Origin of the sequence: Pseudomonas tructae (genome assembly GCF_004214895.1) — a bacterium.
Taxonomy (GTDB): Bacteria; Pseudomonadota; Gammaproteobacteria; order Pseudomonadales; family Pseudomonadaceae; genus Aquipseudomonas; species Aquipseudomonas tructae.
The window spans coordinates 798,550-813,393 of record NZ_CP035952.1 but is presented as its reverse complement, the minus strand read 5'-3'; the positions used below and the strand labels follow the sequence as shown (position 1 = coordinate 813,393).

The 14,844-nt window shown below is 62.4% G+C and carries 9 protein-coding genes; 7 read left to right on the top strand and 2 right to left on the bottom strand.

Annotation, left to right across the window (positions count from 1 at the left end):
• The first annotated feature begins 50 nt into the window (after positions 1-50).
• Entirely contained in the window at positions 51-1,853 is a 1,803-nt protein-coding gene (locus EXN22_RS03750; protein WP_130262775.1) for an acyl-CoA dehydrogenase, read from the top strand.
• A 1-nt stretch (position 1,854) separates the two neighbouring features.
• Here the strand turns inward: EXN22_RS03750 and EXN22_RS03745 are convergent, their stop codons facing one another.
• Positions 1,855-4,533 (bottom strand): dermonecrotic toxin domain-containing protein, encoded by a 2,679-nt coding sequence (locus EXN22_RS03745; RefSeq protein WP_130262773.1) that lies wholly within the window; start codon positions 4,531-4,533, stop codon positions 1,855-1,857.
• A 242-nt stretch (positions 4,534-4,775) separates the two neighbouring features.
• On the opposite strand from EXN22_RS03745, the gene EXN22_RS03740 reads away from it, so the two are divergent.
• From EXN22_RS03740 to yccS, 6 genes are all read left to right on the top strand, one after another.
• Positions 4,776-6,218, top strand: a complete 1,443-nt coding sequence (locus tag EXN22_RS03740; RefSeq protein WP_130262771.1) for a TldD/PmbA family protein — start codon at positions 4,776-4,778, stop codon at positions 6,216-6,218.
• Positions 6,218-7,549 carry a TldD/PmbA family protein gene (locus EXN22_RS03735; RefSeq protein WP_130262769.1) on the top strand — a complete coding sequence of 444 codons (1,332 nt, stop codon included), beginning with the start codon at positions 6,218-6,220 and terminating at the stop codon, positions 7,547-7,549. Before EXN22_RS03740 ends, EXN22_RS03735 begins: the two co-directional genes overlap by 1 nt.
• A gap of 91 nt (positions 7,550-7,640) precedes the next feature.
• Entirely contained in the window at positions 7,641-9,068 is a 1,428-nt protein-coding gene (gene mdtD, locus EXN22_RS03730) for a multidrug transporter subunit MdtD (protein ID WP_130262767.1), read from the top strand.
• Between the two features lie 105 nt (positions 9,069-9,173).
• Entirely contained in the window at positions 9,174-10,511 is a 1,338-nt protein-coding gene (gene dbpA, locus EXN22_RS03725) for an ATP-dependent RNA helicase DbpA (RefSeq protein WP_233281713.1), read from the top strand.
• 94 nt (positions 10,512-10,605) lie between these two features.
• The gene (locus EXN22_RS03720; RefSeq protein WP_130262763.1) at positions 10,606-11,787 is read left to right on the top strand and encodes a BaiN/RdsA family NAD(P)/FAD-dependent oxidoreductase; all 1,182 of its coding nucleotides are present in this window, start codon (positions 10,606-10,608) and stop codon (positions 11,785-11,787) included.
• A 117-nt stretch (positions 11,788-11,904) separates the two neighbouring features.
• On the top strand, positions 11,905-14,088 hold the full coding sequence (yccS, locus tag EXN22_RS03715; protein ID WP_130262761.1) for a YccS family putative transporter: 2,184 nt from the start codon (positions 11,905-11,907) through the stop codon (positions 14,086-14,088).
• Here yccS and EXN22_RS03710 read toward each other — a convergent pair whose 3' ends face one another.
• Complete coding sequence (locus tag EXN22_RS03710) at positions 14,089-14,829, bottom strand: substrate-binding periplasmic protein (RefSeq protein WP_130262759.1); 741 nt, start codon at positions 14,827-14,829, stop codon at positions 14,089-14,091.
• Positions 14,830-14,844 lie beyond the last annotated feature (15 nt).

The following is a 14,844-nucleotide window of genomic DNA, read 5'->3' as shown; positions in this document are numbered from 1 at the left end:
TTCTCGTAGACCCTCCTAGACTCGGCCCATCCCCAGACAGGAATGCCGCCATGTCCGAGACTCTGCTCAGCGCCCGCAACCTGGCCTTCGAACTCTACGAAGTGCTCGACGCCGAGGCCCTGACCCAACGCCCGCGCTTTGCCGAGCACACACGCGAAACCTTCGACGCCGCCTTGAACACCGCACGGACCATCGCCGAAAGGTATTTTGCCCCGCACAACCGCAAGGGCGATGAGCATGAACCACGCTTTGAGAATGGCGAGGCGGTGTTGATCCCCGAGGTCAAACCGGCGATCGATGCCTTCCTTGAAGCCGGCTTTCTCAATGCCAACCGCGACTTCGAAGCTGGCGGTATGCAGTTGCCGACCCTGCTGTCGCAAGCCTGTTTCGCTCACTTCCAGGCCGCCAACGCCGGGACCACGGCCTACCCGTTCCTGACCATGGGCGCCGCCAACCTGATCGAGAACTTTGGCAGCGAAGAGCAGAAGCGCCTGTTCCTGCAGCCGATGATCGATGGCCGTTTCTTCGGCACCATGGCCCTGACCGAACCCCATGCCGGTTCGTCCCTGGCCGATATCCGCACTCGCGCCGAGCCTGCCGGCGACGGCAGCTACCGGCTGCGCGGCAACAAGATCTTCATTTCCGGCGGTGACCATTCGCTGTCGGAAAACATCGTGCACATGGTGCTGGCCAAGCTGCCGGATGCGCCGCCTGGGGTGAAGGGCATTTCGCTGTTTATCGTGCCCAAGTTCCTGGTCAACGCCGACGGCAGCCTGGGGCCGCGCAACGATGTGCTGCTGGCCGGGCTGTTCCACAAGATGGGCTGGCGCGGCACCACTTCGACAGCGCTGAACTTCGGCGATAACGGCCAGTGCGTCGGCTACCTGGTGGGCAAGCCACACCAGGGCCTGGCCTGCATGTTCCAGATGATGAACGAGGCGCGTATCGGCGTCGGCATGGGGGCGGTGATGCTCGGCTATGCCGGCTACCTGTACTCCCTGGAGTACGCCCGCCAGCGTCCACAGGGCCGCCTGCCAGACAACAAGGATCCGGCCACCGCTGCCGTACCGATCATCCAGCACAGCGATGTAAAACGCATGTTGCTGACCCAGAAGGCCTACGTCGAGGGCGCCTTCGACCTGGGCCTGTATGCGGCCCGGCTGTTCGATGAGACCCAGAGCGGCGAAAGCGAAACGGTTCGCCAGCAAGCCCACGAACTGCTCGACCTGCTGACTCCGATCGTCAAATCCTGGCCTTCGGAGTTTTGCCTGAAGGCCAACGAACTGGCCATCCAGATTCTTGGCGGCCACGGCTATACCCGCGAGTACCCGGTCGAACAGTACTACCGCGACAACCGCCTGAACCCTATCCACGAAGGCACCCACGGCATCCAGTCACTGGACCTGCTCGGGCGCAAGCTGGCACAGAACAACGGCGCCGGGCTCAAGCAGTTGGTACGGCGAATCGCGGCGACCTGCGGGCGGGCACAAACTCATCCCAATCTGGACCCGCTGCGGCTGCCCCTAGAACAATTGCTGTCGCGCTTGCAACAGGTGACCCTGGGGCTGCTCAGTGACCTGGCCCTGGGGCATACCACTACGGCGCTGGCCAACTCGGCGCTTTACCTCAAGGCCTTCGGCCACTGCGTGATCGGTTGGCGCTGGCTGGAGCAGGGCATTTTCGCCAGGCAGGGTCTGGCGACTGGCATCACCGCGGACGAGGATTTCTACAGCGGCAAACTACAGGCGGCTCGGTACTTTCTGACCTGGGAAGTGCCGGGCTGCCTGCATGAACTAGACTTGCTGGAGTCACGCGATAGCACCTGCCTGGACATGCAGGACAGGTGGTTCTGACTCAAAGAGGGAAGAATTTATCAACCAGATCGCGGGCATTTGCACCGAGCATTTCAAGGTACTGCTCGCGGTTGAAAAGGTTGCCTGTACGCAAATCAAACACATTCCCCGCCTGCGGCCTGGATACTTCTTCCAGGCCGACTTCCATGAAGCGGTACTGTGGCCCTGATACCTCCTTGAGACTCGAGATCTTGAAGTAGCACCCAGGAAGAAACACCGACTCCACTTCCAGGGGCGTTCTGGAAAAAGGCGCAACGGGATAAGCACTGAACGACTGCTCGGCATCAATCCTGAAAATGACCGACGTGTTATCGAACTCCGGAGCCAGGCTGTCGTTGGCTGCATCCCCCCCCTGGGAGCTGGCGAAGCGTCGAGCCACATAGGGGCTTTCACTGAACGAGGTAATGTCACTGTTGACCAGCACATTGCCCACCTGCAGGCGTCCGGAACGGAACGCCATACCGGAAGTACCACGCGAGCCGAATCCGCCTCGATACAGCGCAACTTCGTCATTGGTGCCGATCACCTCGAGCTCCTCGGCAAGGTCAAGAATCCTTTTTAGCGGGTCATCGGGTTGCTGGGTACCACGGCGCAAGAACCCGTTGAAGTCCTCATCGTAATCCGTGTAGTGCAGAATGCTCTGGGATTTATACTCGCCTTGCGCGTCGATAAAGACACGATGTTCGCGCCCATCCATGTCCAGATAGTAATCATCAATGACTTCGGCGTCAGGCGATAACCGTTGCACTTCGACAACCCTTTTCTGTCGAGCCAGAGCCTCTTGTGCATAAGCCTTCTGGCCTTCAACATCCGGGGGTATGTAGCGGTTCCAGAACTCCGACGTCGCTTGCTGCGGCTGTGGGAAAGGATGCAGGCGTCCAGGCCGTAGATAGATATCCAACGCCTCAGGACATCTGGCGTCACTACGTAGCGTCGTGGCCAGTAGCATTTTCAAGGTATCCGCCTGAGCTGATGGAAACTCATAGGCCCCCAGTACGAAGCGCCCACCTTCGCCAGGAAGTAGCTGTTCGATGATCTCCTCGGCCGTTTCGTCGCCCCCACGCAACAAGGGCCTTTGCAAAAGCACCCATCGCCCAGACTCAAGCTGACGCACAGGTCGTGCGCCAAAGAAGTCGTATGGCCTGCCCGGCGGGACAATCTCCACGACATTCAAGGCTGAGTTGTAGCGCACCTGGTAGGTCTCATTGTCGAGTTGAATGTGTGGGTTTCCATCACTTTGCAGAAAAGCTCCTCGCAAGGCGCCACTGAGAATCGGGCGCTTGCGGCTGAACATAACGTTGGCTTCGAGGCCCTTCAATTGCTCGAAGGTATCCGGGATCGGCGACCAGGTTTTGCCAGCCGGCTCAGGTGACGAGGGCAAGACCTCTACCAGGTGCCCTGCTCCACTGTTATTGCCGAGTTCGATTTCGACAGGCGCCTCGGCCACGCCCAACAACCCCGCGGCATTGAACAGGACACCAATGCTGTTCAAAGCGGCACCCACGACCCCGGCCTTTCTCTGTTCGGAGGTTGCCCCAGTGATGGCCTGATCGATATTCAATCCGACATTGGCCAGGCCAGCGCCCACGGCGATCAACGCTATCGGCCAGGACAGCAACGCCGTAGCGCTGGCCAGGGAAATGAATGCATCGAGGTAGCCGATCCACAACCGCTTGCGCAACTGCGCGTTGGACGTCAGCAGCAATTGCGAGTCCCGCTCCATTTCCGCGCGAGCCGTTTGACTCAACGCTACAAAGAGATCGCCGACTACAGCCTCCCCCGCCCCCACGTTCAATGTCTGCTCACGGCTCATGCGTTGACGGTGTTCGCGCGCAAAGTGCGCAATCAATGCTGCACGCCAATCGTCCCTGGCCAACCTCGACTGCAGCCATGACTGCAGGACACGCTCATTGGCAAACCCCTGAAAAGCGAGCCGCCCACCGGGCAGATAGAGCACTTCGCGGCCATCCTCGGCGATGATCCGCAGGCCGTCCAAGGACTGTACGCCGTCGAGCACCAATGGCTGCACAGTGACACTCGCCATGGCCGGTGCTGGTTGTGCCACTTGCGCCAATGACTCGAGTTTTTCCCGACCGATCGCGCGCAGTACGCTTCGCAGGTCGGAATAGGTCAGGGCGCCAAATCCATAAGCTTCAGCGGCGCTTGCCAGGTAGGCAGCCCGTGCCAAGGTTTGAAAATCATTGCTGTGGCTATTCCAGAACCCATCGAGCGCAGCTCGGTAGGACGCCGCGAAGTCCAGGTCCCAGAACGCCTTCATGACGACCTGAGGCAGAAGCCTGACTTCATTGCGCTCATCAAAGAAACCGGCATTGGCATCGGCCAGATAAAAGCCGCCGTAAACCTGCAACTCATCTGCATTGTCCTGATCCCGGTCCCTGAACCGCTGCATCAACAATTGAACAAAGGTAAGGGACTCTTCCGGTCGACCGACATGGGCCCAGCCGCTGTAGGTTCGGCTACTGCTCAGGGCGTCGGTAAAGCGATGCCAGTAGACCTGCTGAGGATCCAGCACCTGGCCGGTGTGTTGGTGTAACAACTCACTGCCCACTCGGACCAGTTGCTCGTGAATATCTGGATAGGCTTGAGCAAAGCGCTGGCCTACTGCCTCCAGCTCGTCCCGTTCGGTAGCCGTTGTTGTGCGAATATGTGCTTGCGTCATCGGTTTGCTTCCTGTGTTTAGGAAGCTGAAAACTAGGCAGTCACCGAGAAGATGGGTCACTATCTATCTAGTGCCATCGCGCAGCCCGGCAGTGGCCCTGGACAGGTGATCCCAGGCGTGGTTTTTTCCTGCCGGATACAGCGCCTGGCTGCCATAATGAGCGGGCATGCCGGTGATACGCTTGCCCGCTTATGCACGACGAGTGGTTCTGAGGGGGAACCACCGCACACGGAGGTTCCCGCATGTTCGAGTTGAGCGCATTGCTGCGCCAGCGCTTCGCCGCCCTGCGCAGCAGTGGCGAATTTTTCTCCCTGCGTTATGTGCAGCAGAGCCAGCAGCACCTGTCGGTGCGCAAGAATATCGCCGAGCCACCGTTCCTCAGCCGTGATGAAGGCGCGATGCTCACCGTGCGCGTCAATGGCGTGGAAACCTACGCAGCCACCGCCGACCTGTCTCAATCGGGCTTGCAACGCGCACTGGAGCAAGCCGAAGCGCTGGCCCGGCACATCGCCGGCCGCGCCCTGCTCGACCTGCGCGAACAACCGGTAGCCACGGAGCGCGCCGACTACTGCTCGCCCAACCTTGAGCACGCCTTCCCGGCCCTCGCCGACTGCTACGCCCTACTCGCCCAGGAGTCGGCCAGCGTGCCCAATGACAGCCGCCTGGTGAACTGGCAGGCCAGCCTTGGCATCAGCAACATCGAGCAAATCTACCTGAACAGTGCCGGTGCCGAGTTGCGCCAGGCCCAGCGTTTCATCTACCCGGGTTTCAGTACCACCGCCTTCGACGGCCAGGACAGCCAGACCCGCACCCTGGGCCGGGAGAATTTCGGCCAGCAAGGTGGCCTGGATGTGATCGAGCGCTGCGGCCTGGTCGGTGCCGGGGCCAAGGTCGCGGACCAGGCCCTGCAACTGTTGCTCGCGCCAAACACCCCGAGCGGTGTGCGCGACCTGCTGCTGATGCCCGACCAGATGATGCTGCAGATCCACGAGTCCATCGGCCATCCACTGGAAATGGACCGCATCCTTGGAGACGAGCGCAATTACGCCGGCACCAGCTTCGTCAAGGCCAGCGACTTTGGCAACCTGCAATACGGCTCGAACCTGCTCAATGTGACCTTCGATCCCTCGATCCGCGAGGAGCTGGCCAGCTACAGCCACGACGATGACGGCAGCCCCGCACTCAAGCAGTTCCTGATCAAGGACGGTTTGCTGATCCGCCCGCTGGGTGGCGCTCTGTCGCAGTTCCGCTCAGGCCTTGATGGCGTGGCCAACAGCCGCGCCTGCGGCTGGAATCGCGCCCCGATCGACCGCATGGCCAACCTCAACATCGAACCGGGGGACAAGACCCTGGCGCAACTGATCGGCGGCATCGAACAGGGCATCCTGATGCGCACCAACCGCTCGTGGTCGATCGACGATGCGCGCAACAAGTTCCAGTTCGGCTGCGAATGGGGCCAGTTGATCGAGAACGGCGAGCTCAAGGGCGTGGTCAAGAACCCCAATTACCGCGGCATCTCCGCGCAGTTCTGGGGCAACCTCAGCGCCGTTGGCGACGCCAGTACCTTGCAGGTGCTGGGCACGCCGAACTGCGGCAAAGGCGAACCCAACCAGGTGGTACGGGTGGGCCACGCCTCCCCCGCCTGCGTATTCAGCCAGATCGACGTATTCGGAGGAGACGCCTGATGGCTGCCACCCCACTGCAAAGCTTCCAGGACCTGGTCGCCAACCTGCGCGACACGGTGCGTGCCCCTGAGCATTTCACCCTCAGCTACGCCGGCGAACACTCGCAGTTCATCCGTTTCAATCACGCCAAGGTGCGCCAGGCCGGTGAAGTGCAGCAGGCCAGTTGCGTGCTCAAGCTGGTCGCCGACGGGCGCCAGGCCGAGTTGCAGTTCACTCTCGGTAACGACGCCGAAGTCGACCACCTGCGTTTGCAGCAGGCGCTGGAACAATTGCGCGAGACCCTGCCGCTGCTCGAGCCCGACCCTTACCTGCAACTCAACGACAGCGCCTGGCAGAGCCATAGCGTGCAAGATCATCCGCTGCCTGACAGCGCTGCGGTGCTGGCGCAGATCGAGCAAGGCGCGGGTGATCTGGACCTGGTCGGTATCTATGCCGCCGGCCCGATCTGCCGGGGCTTTGCCAGCTCATTCGGCGCTTTTGGCTGGCACCAGGCCAACAGCTTCAACTTCGACTGGAGCCTGTTCCACAGCAACGGCGAGGCCGTCAAAGCCAACTATGCTGGCCAATCCTGGGACCGCGACGCATTCGTCGAACGCCTGCAGCAGTCCCGCGAACAGCTTGATTACCTTGGCCGCCCACTGAAAAAGCTTGCCCCCGGCCAGTACCGCGCCTACCTGGCCCCGGCGGCGCTGGACGAAATCATGGGCATGCTGTGCTGGGGCGGCTTCTCGGCCCAGGCCATCGCCACCAAGAACAGCCCGTTGCAACGCCTGTACAGCGGCGATGCCAGCCTGAGCCCGTTGACCAGCATCGTCGAGCAGGTCAGTGGCTCGCTGAGCCCGTCATTCTCCGACGAGGGCTTGCTGCGCAGCGACCTGTGTCTGATCGACAAGGGCCAGTCCCTGGATCGCCTGGTCTGCGCCCGCAGCGCCGCCGAGTTCGAACTGGCCGCCAACGGTGCCGACAGTCATGAAGCGCCTTGCGCCTTGAGCATGGCGTCAGGTGAGCTTGCACACAGCGAAATCCTCGCCCGCCTGGGCACTGGCCTGTACATCAGCAACCTCTGGTACCTGAACTACTCGGACCTGCCTGCGGCACGCATGACCGGCCTGACCCGCTTTGCCACCTTCTGGGTCGAGAACGGCGAAATCCAGGCACCGGTGAGCACCATGCGTTTCGATGACAGCGTCTACAGTCTGCTGGGTTCGCAATTGGAAGCGTTGACGGCCGAGCGTGAGCTGATTCTGTCGACCAGCACCTATGGCCAGCGCCAGACCAGTTCGAGCCATTTGCCGGGAGCGCTGGTCAAGCGCCTGACGTTGACATTGTGATTAGCCTCATCGCGGGGCAAGCCCGCTCCCACCGGTTTTGTGGGAGCGGGCTTGCCCCGCGATGAGGCCCTAAAGGACTGCACAAAAGCCCATGCCCAACCGCCCCCCGCTGGACCCGACCACCGCCCGCTGGATCCCCTGGGTGGTGGCCATCGCCTTCTTCATGCAGTCGCTTGACGGCACCATCCTCAATACAGCCCTGCCCGCCATGGCCCGCGATCTGGCCGAAGACCCCCTGCGCATGCAGTCGGTGATCATCGCCTACATGCTCACCGTGGCCTTGCTGATTCCGGCCTCGGGCTGGATTGCCGACCGCTTCGGCACCAAGCGCATCTTCTTCGGCGCCATCTTGTTGTTCAGCCTTGGCTCGCTGCTCTGTGCCCTGGCCAGCAGCCTCGGCATGCTGGTGGCGGCGCGTGTGGTCCAGGGCCTGGGCGGAGCACTGATGCTGCCAGTGGGCCGCTTGGTAGTGCTGCGTGCCTACCCGCGCTCGGAGCTGGTGCGGATCATGAGCTTCATCACCATTCCCGGCCTGCTCGGCCCGTTGCTGGGCCCGACCCTGGGTGGCTGGCTGGTGGAGATTCTCAGCTGGCACTGGATCTTCCTGCTCAACCTGCCGGTTGGCGCCATCGGTTGCTATGCGGTGTGGAAGTTCATCCCCGACCTGCGCGGCTCAGAACGTACCCGCTTCGACGGTATCGGCTTCGTGCTGTTCGGCGCTGCCATGGTGCTGATCACCATTGCCATGGAAGGCCTGGGTGAACTGCATCTACCGCACCTGCGGGTAATGTTGCTGCTGTTCGCCGGCATGGCCTGTCTGGCCGCCTACTGGCTGCGCGCTGGCAGCATCGACAACCCGCTGTTCTCGCCGAAACTGTTCCGCACCCGGACCTTTTCGGTGGGCATCCTCGGTAACCTGTTCGCCCGCCTGGGCAGCGGCGCCCTGCCGTTTCTGGTACCGCTGCTGTTGCAGGTGGCGCTGGGCTACTCACCGTCCCAAGCGGGCATGAGCATGATCCCGCTGGCCGCAGCGGCGATGGTTGCCAAGTCGATTGCCCGGCCGCTGATCGAGCGCTTCGGTTACCGCACCATCCTTACCGGCAACACCCTGCTGCTGGGCCTGCTGCTGGCCAGCCTGGGCCTGGTCGACGAGCAGACGCCTTACGCCCTGCTGTTGTTCCAGCTCGCCCTGCTGGGCGCGGTCAACTCGATGCAGTTCACGGCGATGAATACCGTGACTCTGATCGATCTCGACGACAGTAGCGCCAGCAGTGGTAACAGCCTGCTGTCGGTGGTCGCGCAACTGTCGCTGAGCCTGGGCGTGGCCTGCGCCGGCGCACTGCTTGGCGGCTTTACCGCCGCAGGCAGTGCCGAGGGCGTGGAGAGCACCCTTGGGGCGTTCCAGCTGACCTTTGTAACCATCGGCCTGATGGCCATGCTGGCGGCGGCGATCTTCATGCAGCTGTCCAGGGCGGACGGAAGGCGTGCCCCTCGTCCGGAACCGGAGATCGAGCCTTAGGGCTAAAGGCCACGAGGCTGGTACACTGCGCGACATTTTGTTTTGCAGGCCCGTCTCGTGACCACCATTGCCACCGCCTTCGCCACTTTGCCGCTGTCCGCCGCCATGCTGGCCAACCTGGACGCCCTCGGCTACGCCCAGATGACCCCGATCCAGGCCCAGAGCCTGCCGGTAATCCTCAAGGGCATGGACCTGATCGCCCAGGCCAAGACCGGTAGCGGCAAGACCGCCGCCTTCGGCATCGGCCTGCTCAACCCGATCAACCCGCGTTTCTTTGGCTGCCAGGCCCTGGTCCTGTGCCCGACTCGCGAGCTGGCTGACCAAGTGGCCAAGGAGCTGCGTCGCCTGGCCCGCGCTGAAGACAACATCAAGATCCTGACCCTGTGTGGCGGCGTATCCCTCGGCCCACAGATCGCATCGCTCGAGCATGGCGCGCACATCATCGTCGGCACCCCTGGCCGTGTGCAGCAGCACTTGAGCAAGGGCACCCTGGTACTCGATGGTCTGAACAAGCTGATCCTCGACGAAGCTGACCGCATGCTCGACATGGGCTTTTACGACGCCATCGCCGACATCATCGAGCAGACCCCCAAGCGTCGTCAGACCCTGCTGTTCTCGGCCACTTACCCGGCGGGCATCAAGCAACTGGCTTCGACGTTCATGCGCGACCCGCAAACCGTCAAAGTCGATTCGCAGCACGCCGACAGCCAGATCGAACAGCGCTTCTACGAGATCAATCCCGATCAGCGCATGGATGCCGTGAGCAAATTGCTCGGCCACTTCCGTCCGCAGTCATGCGTGGCCTTCTGCTTCACCAAGCAGCAGTGCCAAGAGCTGGTCGAGCACCTGCAGGCCAAGGGCATTGCCGCCCAGGCCCTGCATGGTGACCTGGAGCAGCGGGACCGCGACCAGGTCCTGACCTTGTTCGCCAACCGCAGCCTGTCGGTACTGGTCGCCACCGACGTCGCCGCCCGCGGCCTCGACATCGATGCTCTGGACATGGTCATCAACGTCGAGCTCGCCCGCGATGCCGAGATCCACGTGCACCGTGTCGGCCGTACCGGTCGGGCTGGCGAGAAAGGCCTGGCGGTGAGCCTGGTGGCTCCGGCCGAAGGCCATCGCGCCAAGGCCATTGAAGAGATGCAGAAAGCCGACTTGCGCTGGGAGCAACTGGACAGCCTAAAGGCCCAGAATGGTGCACCGCTGCTGCCGACCATGAGCACCCTGTGCATCGCGGCCGGACGCAAGGACAAACTGCGTCCGGGCGACATTCTTGGCGCCCTGACCGGCGATGCCGGATTGCCGGGCACCCAGGTTGGCAAGATTGCCATTTTCGACTTCCAGGCGTTCGTCGCCGTTGAGCGGGCAGTGGCCAAACAGGCACTGCAGCGGCTCAACAGCGGCAAGATCAAGGGGCGGTCATTGCGGGTGCGGATCGTCTGAGTGTTTTGTTGATTTTGCTGGCCTCATCGCGGGGCAAGCCCGCTCCCACAGGGCCCCGCGATCGCATCACCACCGAATTCTCGAGGATTTTGCAGTGCGTTCCACCGAAGTGATCATCATCGGCGCTGGCGCCGCCGGCCTGATGTGCGCCTTGAGCGCCGCCAAACGCGGCCGTCAGGTGCTGTTACTCGACCATGCCAACAAGCCGGGCAAAAAGATCCTCATGTCCGGTGGTGGCCGCTGCAATTTCACCAACATGTACACCGAGCCTGGCAACTTCCTCTCGCACAACCCGCACTTCTGCAAGTCGGCCCTGGCCCGTTACACCCAATGGGACTTCATCGAGATGGTCGGCAAGCACGGCGTGCCCTATCACGAGAAAAAGCTCGGCCAGCTGTTCTGCGATAACAAATCCAGCGACATCCTCGGCATGCTCCTGGACGAATGCACCGGCGCTGGCGCCGAACTGCGCATGGACACCCGCATCGAACAGATCGAAAAACTAGACAGCGGTTACCTGCTGGAAACCAGCGCCGGCCAGTTCCGTTGCCAGTCATTGGTGATCGCCACCGGAGGCCTGTCGATCCCGACCCTGGGCGCCACCGGCTTCGGCTACCAGGTTGCTCGCCAGTTCGGCCACAGCCTGCTGCCGACCCGCGCAGGCCTGGTGCCATTCACCATCACCGAACCGCAACTCAAGGCAATCTGCACTGAACTGTCGGGAACTTCGGTGGATTGCGTGGCCAACTGCAACGGCAGCAGCTTTCGCGAGAACCTGCTGTTCACCCACCGCGGCCTGAGCGGCCCGGCGATCCTGCAGATTTCCTCGTTCTGGCAGGCCGGGGATACGGTAGAGATCAACCTGCTGCCGGAGTACGACGCCCTGAGCTGGCTGCAACAGCAGCAGGCCGAGCGCCCCAACAGCGAGCTCAAGACCCTGCTCGGGGAGATCTTCACCAAGAAGATGGCCAACCTGCTGGCCGAACACTGGTTCGTCTCCAAACCGATGAAGCAGTACACCCCGGCGGAACTGGCCCAGGTCAGCGACAAGCTCGGGGCCTGGCAGGTGGTGCCGGCCGGCACCGAAGGCTACCGCACCGCGGAAGTCACCCTGGGCGGCGTCGATACCCGCGAAGTTTCGTCGAAAACCATGGAATCGCTGAAAAGCCCGGGCCTGTACTTTATCGGCGAAGTGCTCGATGTCAGCGGCCACCTGGGTGGCTTCAACTTCCAGTGGGCCTGGGCCTCGGCGTACGCGGCCGCGCAGTTCGTCTAACCTTCGCGGTAGAATCAGCGCATCAAGGAACAAATTTTGCTGGTCAAGGGCAGTGGTAACACGACTGCCATTTGACTGGCTCAATTTCGATCATCGCCCAAGGCTTGCCCACCCGACATGTCATCCTCCTCGTTCAGCCAATCGTTGCGCCGCCTCTGGGCCCTGGACAAGTTCAGCTATGCCATCCGCGTTCTCATCGCCCTGACCGGCAGCATGCTGCTGTGCTGGTACAAGGACGAGATGGGCCTGCTGATTCCGCTGTTCCTGGGGATTATCGCCAGCGCCCTGGCCGAGACCGACGACAGCTGGCAGGGCCGCCTGAATGCCCTGGCCGTCACCTTGGTGTGTTTCACTGTCGCCGCGCTGTCGGTGGAGTTGTTGTTCCCCTACCCGATTATCTTCGGCTGCGCCCTGGCCCTGGCCAGCTTCGCCCTGACCATGCTCGGGGCCCTCGGTGAGCGCTACGGTGCAATCGCCTCGGCGACGTTGATCCTGTCGGTCTATACCATGATCGGCGTCGACCAGCGCGGCGGCGAAGTCACTGACTTCTGGCACGAACCGCTGCTGCTGGTGGCCGGCGCTGCCTGGTACGGCCTGCTTTCAGTACTGTGGCAGGCACTGTTTTCCAACCAGCCGGTACAGCAGAGCCTGGCCCGGCTGTTCCGTGAGCTGGGCCGCTATCTCAAGCTCAAGGCCACCCTGTTCGAACCGATCCGCCAGCTGGATGTCGAAGCCCGCCGCCTGGAGCTGGCGCAGCAGAATGGCCGGGTAGTGGCTGCGCTCAATGCGGCCAAGGAGATCATCCTGCACCGGGTCGGCAATGGCCGTCCGGGCTCGAAAGTCAGCCGCTACTTGAAACTGTACTTCCTTGCCCAGGACATCCATGAGCGCGCCAGCTCTTCACACTACCCATACAACGCCCTGACCGAAGCCTTCTTCCACAGCGATGTGCTGTTCCGCTGCCAGCGCCTGCTGCGCCAGCAGGGCGTGGCCTGTCAGCAGCTGTCCGAGTCGATCCAGCTACGCCAGCCGTTCATCTACGACACCGGCTTCGCCCAGGCCCTGGAAGATTTGAACGCATCGCTCGAGCACCTGCGCATTCAGAGCAATCCGGCCTGGCGCGGCTTGTTGCGTTCGCTACGGGCGCTGGCGGCCAACCTTGCGACCCTCGACCGGCTGCTCAGCGACGCCAGCAACCCCGACAACCTCGCCGATGCCAGCGACAGCAGCCTGCTCGACCGTTCGCCGCGCAACTTCAAGGACGTCTGGAGCCGTCTGCGCCAGCAACTGACCCCCACCTCGCTGTTGTTTCGCCACGCCCTGCGCCTGCCCCTGGCACTGTCGATCGGCTATGGCATGGTGCACCTGATCCACCCGACCCAGGGCTACTGGATCATCCTCACCACCCTCTTCGTCTGCCAACCCAACTACGGCGCCACGCGGCGCAAGCTGGTACAGCGGATCATCGGCACCGCCATTGGCCTGACCGTAGGCTGGGCGCTGTTCGACCTGTTCCCAAGCCCCATCATCCAGTCGCTGTTCGCCGTCGCCGCCGGAGTGGTGTTCTTCGTCAACCGCACCACCCGCTACACCCTGGCCACAGCGGCGATCACCCTGATGGTGCTGTTCTGCTTCAACCAGATCGGCGATGGCTACGGGCTGTTCCTGCCAAGGCTGTTCGATACCCTGGTGGGCAGCCTGATTGCCATCCTTGCAGTGTTCCTGTTCCTTCCGGACTGGCAGGGCCGGCGCCTGAACAAGGTGCTGGCCAACACCCTGAGCTGCAACAGCACCTACCTGCGCCAGATCATGCAGCAATATGCCCAGGGCAAGAGCGATGACCTGGCCTACCGCCTGGCTCGGCGCAACGCCCACAACGCCGATGCGGCGCTGTCGACCACCCTGGCCAACATGCTCATGGAGCCCGGACACTTTCGCAAAGAGGCAGACGTCGGCTTCCGCTTCCTGGTGTTGTCGCACACCCTGCTCAGCTATCTCTCGGGCCTGGGCGCACATCGCGACACAGCCCTTGCCGGCGAGGTTCGCGAACAACTGATCGATGGCGCCGGGGCGAGCCTGGCCAACAGCCTGGATGAGATCGCCGAAGGCCTGGCCAGCAAGCTGCCCGTGGCGATCCATAGCGATGTCGAGGAGGCCCTGGCCAATGACCTTGAGCAAATGCCCGAAGAACTCGATGAAAACCAGCGCCTGGTCCAGACTCAGCTGGCGCTGATCTGCCGGCAACTGGCGCCGTTGCGCACGCTCGCCGCACACCTGATCAAGGACAACGCCCCGGCCTGACTACAGGCCGTGCTGCTTGAGCAGCCTGGCATAGCTGCCGTCGGCTTTCATCTGGGCAATGGCGCGGTCGAAGCCGGCGACTATCTGCTGGTGCTCGGGGTTCTTCAGGCTGACCAGGATATGCAGGCTGTTCTCGCTGACGGGCTTGTCGAAGAACTCCACCGCCTCACGCACCGCTTTGGGCTCGCGTTTGAGGTAGTAACCGGCAACGAACTCGTCTTCCAGCGCCAAACGCACCCGCCCAGCAGCCAACATGCCGACGGCGACGGAAAAACTGCGCACCGGAATCTTCTGCAAGTTAGCGTCGTTGTCGAACTCGGGTGAGTAGGCATAGTCGCGCACCACGGCGACGGGGAACGGGTACAGGTCGCTCAAGGCATTGAAGCGCACCGCGTCACCTTTGCGCTTGAGCAGGCGGATACGGTTGGTCAGGTAGCCGGCGGAAAACTGGCCAATCTGGGTGCGCGAATCGTTGTACCAGGCATTGACCAGCACATCGTAGCGGCCGTCCCCCACCCCCAGCAGCGCCCGCGCCCAAGGCACCTGCTCATACTGGCTGGCATAGCCGGCACGGGTCAGGGCGGTGGTGACGATGGCCGTGGCCAGGCCACCGTTGGCCATGTTGGCATCCGTGAAGGGTGGCCAGCTGTCGGCAACCAGGCGCAGTTTGTTGGCCTGCGCCGCCGTGCTCATCAGTAGCAGTATTCCCAGCAAAGCCAAGACCCGAAGCAATGGCCGCATGCTCAAATCCTTTAG

Coding starts and splice junctions, on each gene's coding strand:
- yccS (WP_130262761.1), top strand. CDS start 11,905: ATGTCATCCTCCTCGTTCAGCCAATCGTTGCGCCGCCTCTGGGCCCTG.
- EXN22_RS03740 (WP_130262771.1), top strand. CDS start 4,776: ATGTTCGAGTTGAGCGCATTGCTGCGCCAGCGCTTCGCCGCCCTGCGC.
- mdtD (WP_130262767.1), top strand. CDS start 7,641: ATGCCCAACCGCCCCCCGCTGGACCCGACCACCGCCCGCTGGATCCCC.
- EXN22_RS03735 (WP_130262769.1), top strand. CDS start 6,218: ATGGCTGCCACCCCACTGCAAAGCTTCCAGGACCTGGTCGCCAACCTG.
- EXN22_RS03710 (WP_130262759.1), bottom strand. CDS start 14,829: ATGCGGCCATTGCTTCGGGTCTTGGCTTTGCTGGGAATACTGCTACTG.
- EXN22_RS03750 (WP_130262775.1), top strand. CDS start 51: ATGTCCGAGACTCTGCTCAGCGCCCGCAACCTGGCCTTCGAACTCTAC.
- dbpA (WP_233281713.1), top strand. CDS start 9,174: ATGCTGGCCAACCTGGACGCCCTCGGCTACGCCCAGATGACCCCGATC.
- EXN22_RS03745 (WP_130262773.1), bottom strand. CDS start 4,533: ATGACGCAAGCACATATTCGCACAACAACGGCTACCGAACGGGACGAG.